Raw genomic sequence first — 4,404 nt, 5'->3', positions numbered from 1 at the left:
ACAAAGGGTCAACTTTCAGCCACTCTGAAAATTCACTTGCGGAGCAAAATTGACAATTCCCTTTCACTTATGGTCAATGGTCAATTTTTAACATCAGCCTGTAATTCAACGCTGGCGCAAGCTTCCGAGCTTGTGCGCACCATCAAAATGATCTGCATCCTATACAAAGGGTCAACTTTCAGCCAGCCTGAAAATTCACTTGCGAAGCAAAATTGACAATTCACCTTTCACTTATGGTCAATGGTCAATCCGCTTCGCTTGTCAATGGTCAATTTTTAACATCAGTCTGTAATTCAACGCTGGCGCAAGCTTCCGAGCTTGTGCCCACCATCAAAAGGTGTTGTGCATCCTATATAAATAGTCAACTGTTAGCCACTCTGAAAATTCACTTGCGGAGCAAAATTGACAATTCACTTTTCACTTATGGTCAATGGTCAATCCGCTGCGCTGGTCAATGGTCAATTTTTAACATCAGTCTGTAATTCAACGCTGGCACAAGCTTCCGAGCTTGTGCCCACCATCAAAATGTTATGCATCCTATACAAAGGGTCAACTTCAGCCAGCCTGAAAATTCACTTGCGAAGCAAAATTGACTCGCAAAGCGAAATTCACCCGCAAAGCGGAATTCACCTCTGACTATCCGTCATCGGTATTTTCAGGAGCTTTTTCCGGCTATCCGTTCATACTCCTCGCGCCGGCGCATTTCCAGCACCGGACCCTTCGCTCTCCTGAGCATGCTGCGGGGTAACCACTGCTATCCGGGCTATTGACGGGGGAACAGGTAAAAACCTGAAAGGTTTAAGTATAAACGGCCGTTCATTTCTCCGATGAGCATTCTTTACACCTGACCGGTAACTTTCAAACATTTCTCCTTCTCCACCTCCTGCGTGCTATCTGGTGTAAAATTTGATAGTGATTTGTCAGTCCGGCGCCGGGATGAATAAATACATGATCCGGCACCGGCAAGGGAAAATTCTACATTTCTAAATCCATAATTCACATGTAACCCTTATTTTTGCAGCATGAACTACTCCGCGGAACTCAAAAAATTTGTGACCAGCCAATATGTATATTCTGCCATCAGGATTACGCTGGCTACCGTTCTGCCCTGTGTGGTTCTTGCCCACTTCGGAATTCTGAAAGACTACTTCCTTTTTCCACTCGGAACAAGCTTTGTAGCCCTTACCGATCAGCCGGGCCCTTTCATCCGGAGAAGGAATGCCCTGGCATTTGCCATCATCTGCTTTGTCCTTGTTGCCACGACCGCAAGCCTGGTAATGCATGTCAAGTTCCTGGTATTTGCAGAGATTATTGTATTCGGAATGTTTTTTTCGCTGATTGGCGTTTACGGGCAGCGGCTTGCGGCAGTAGGCTCCCTTTCCCTTGTGGTGCTGGCTATTTTCATAGACGGCCATCTTACAGGAGACAATATCCTGAAAAGCCTCCTTATTTTTGCTTCGGGATGTACCTGGTTCCTGATGATCTTCCTGATTGTGACCACCATTCAGCCCTATAAGCTGGCCAGCCAGATGATCGGAGAAAACTATCTTCAATTGGCCGAATTTTTAAAGATCAAGGCTGACCATTACCAAAAAGACCCCGATTTCACCCGGCTGACCAGCCAGGTGATTGCCAAACAGATTGAAATAAAAAACCTTCAGGAGGAAACGCGGGAAACCGTTTTTAAAACAAGAACCATTGTGAATGAATCCACCACCACCAGCCGCCTGCTGATGCTGATGTTCCTGAATTCCCTGGACCTCCATGAAAAACTGATGACCTCCGAAAGCGATTACCAGAAACTGCAGAAAAGTTTCGGGGACACCGGCATACTGGTGAAAATCCACAATTACCTGAACCTGCTGGCCGAAGAGATTACCAATATAGGCATATCGCTCCAGATCGGTACCCGTGCAAAATCTGTTCATCATCTGGAAACGGAACTGGGCAGCCTGAACCGAGATTATTTCGACCTCAGAAACAAAAGCATTTCACCGGATAATTTTGAAAACTTCATGGTCCTGAGGCAGATCCTGATGCGCATTAATGACATCACAAAAGAAATCAGGGAAATCTATAAGGTATTTTCCCAGGATGTATAGCTGGCCAAGAGCCTTTCCACCGGACTGGACCTGAAAAAATTCCTGCCGAACGAAGAAAAGCTGAATGTTAAGGTTCTAAAAGACAACATCTCCTTTTCTTCCTCCCATTTCCGGCATGCCCTCCGGATCACGGTTGCATTGCTGGTAGGATATCTCTTTTCCTTATTTCAGTTCCTCGGGATCGGGCATACCTACTGGATCATGATTACCGTAGTGGCCATCCTCAAGCCGGCGTATTCCATCACCAAAAAAAGAAACCTCCTGCGACTGTACGGTACCATTGCCGGAGCTGTGATTGCCTATGGCATCCTTTATTTTATCCCGGTGAATGAAGCTTTGTTCACCATCCTCCTGGTCAGCATGATTATGTGCTTCAGCTTCCTGAAAGGCCGGTACTTCTGGGCAGTCCTGTTTATGACGATTTATATATTCCTGAGCTTTAATTTTTTAAGTCCGGGCCATGTGAATGTTATTTTCAGGGACCGTATCGTGGATACTGCTATTGCGGCAGTGATTACGTCTGTCATTGCCTACATCGTACTTCCGGTCTGGGAACATACCCAGAACCTTGAACTGATGAAAAAATCGGCAGACTCCAACCTTATTTATTTCCAATGCGTCATTTCCAAATTTCTGGAAGAAGGTTTTGACCTGGAAGAGTATAAGGTAAAACGCAAAAACGCCATTATCGCGCTCGCTAACCTTTCCGATAACTTTCAGCGGATGATTTCGGAACCCAAAAACCAGCAGAAAAAGCTGGAAGTCGTCCATCAGTTTGTAGCTACTTCCCATCTGATCACAGCGTACACGGCTTCGCTGTCGCAATATGTAAAAAAGGAAGAGAAATACCCCGAAATCGACGCGGAAGGCTGGAGCCGGAAAATAGAAGCCGAAATGCAGAAGGTAACGTATTTGCTGAATGGAGAAAAAATTACGGAAAGCCTTAAGAAAGAAAGCCGGATCGAGCCGGAAGATTCCCCGCTGGACGACCTCATCCTGAAGAGAAAGACCGAACTTACCGAAAGCGAAGGCTATGACCGCAGGGATCCTGATAAGATTTCCCATCTTACGGAACTTAAAAATATCCATGATGTCCTGGAACTGATCTATGATGTTGCCAAGGAGCAGCGGAAAGTCATTGAAAAATACAAGAGCGAATCCGGCAGTACATCAGATCTTACGGCTGCTGCTCCTCTACAATCGTGAAACAATAATCATCGAAAAACTCTATCCGCGCCTTCAGTTCATCCGAAATCCTTTCATCATACACCCTGCACCGGATATGATGAAGATGCTTGAGCTCGAAAGGCCTTACTTCATAATGCCTTTTCAGCGACCAGTGTTTCGAATGATGAATTTTGTACATGCTTTCCTTTACACTCCAGATCATCGTATAAAAAGTAACCTCATGACCGGGAGGAATGAATCCCCGTTCCTCCTCATAGATGAATTTATCAATAACCCTGAGTATTTTAGGATTGAACTTCTCAATATCGATACCGATTTTGTTTTTTGACACGGCAATGGCTGCAAAAGGAAAAGAGTGGGTAATGGAAATTTCCGCATCTCCGGGGGACAGAAAGGGCTCCCGGTCCCTGTAGAGAATTTTAGACGAAGGCTTCAGGCCTTTCAGGAGCTTTCTTACCATCAGGACCTCCAGCAGCTTTTTGGGATGGTAATCTTTTACTTTTTCCACATTTTCAGGCTCCAGAAGCACATTGATATCCAGGTCTTCCGTTTCATCGTATTTCCATACGAGAATAGTGGCATTGTCATCAGAAAAATCGCGGTAAAGAGGCATGGCTGGTTGATGTTGATTGATGTCGCTAAAATAAGCAAAAGAAACAAAACAGATGATCTTTTCCCAGGTTACGATAAGACCGGGAGCCGGTATTTTTTTATCCAGATAATTAGTTGTAATTTTGCATCTTATCAATCGTATTTAAATTATTCATCAGATATGAGTACTACAACGCAATATGTTCCTTACAAGGTTAAGGATATTTCCCTTGCAGAATGGGGACGAAAAGAAATTACCCTTGCAGAGGCAGAAATGCCTGGACTGATGGCCATCCGTGAAGAATACGGGCCTTCCCAGCCGCTGAAAGGAGCAAGAATCGCAGGATGTCTTCACATGACCATCCAGACCGCTGTGCTGATCGAGACATTGGTAGCTTTGGGAGCGGAAGTAACCTGGTCTTCATGTAATATTTTTTCTACCCAGGACCACGCTGCTGCTGCCATTGCTGCTGCAGGAATCCCGGTATATGCATGGAAAGGCCTTAACGAAGAGGAATTCGAC

General features: G+C 45.1%; 5 protein-coding genes. 4 read left to right on the top strand and 1 reads right to left on the bottom strand.

Going from position 1 to position 4,404, the window contains the following annotated elements; translation table 11 throughout:
• The 3 genes from QZ735_RS09865 to QZ735_RS19515 all read left to right on the top strand — a co-directional run.
• On the top strand, window positions 1-216 hold a 216-nt coding region (locus QZ735_RS09865; protein ID WP_294247576.1), incomplete at its 5' end, for a hypothetical protein.
• Between the two features lie 806 nt (window positions 217-1,022).
• Window positions 1,023-2,102: an FUSC family membrane protein gene (locus QZ735_RS19520; protein WP_367117842.1), complete on the top strand. Its 1,080-nt coding sequence runs from the start codon at window positions 1,023-1,025 to the stop codon at window positions 2,100-2,102.
• Window positions 2,103-3,308, top strand: coding sequence for an FUSC family protein (locus QZ735_RS19515; RefSeq protein WP_367117843.1), 1,206 nt, complete (start codon window positions 2,103-2,105; stop codon window positions 3,306-3,308).
• Here the strand turns inward: QZ735_RS19515 and QZ735_RS09855 are convergent.
• On the bottom strand, window positions 3,280-4,038 hold the full coding sequence (locus tag QZ735_RS09855; protein ID WP_294247573.1) for a 4'-phosphopantetheinyl transferase family protein: 759 nt from the start codon (window positions 4,036-4,038) through the stop codon (window positions 3,280-3,282). The genes QZ735_RS19515 and QZ735_RS09855 overlap by 29 nt on opposite strands.
• A 24-nt stretch (window positions 4,039-4,062) precedes the next feature.
• Between QZ735_RS09855 and QZ735_RS09850 the strand changes: the two genes are divergently transcribed.
• Window positions 4,063-4,404 (top strand): adenosylhomocysteinase (locus QZ735_RS09850; protein ID WP_294247571.1); only part of this gene is annotated, 342 nt, incomplete at its 3' end.

This window comes from uncultured Chryseobacterium sp., assembly GCF_913776365.1.
Lineage (GTDB): Bacteria > Bacteroidota > Bacteroidia > Flavobacteriales > Weeksellaceae > Chryseobacterium.
The sequence above is the reverse complement of the archived record's forward strand: the minus strand, read 5'-3'. Positions and strand labels throughout refer to the sequence as shown.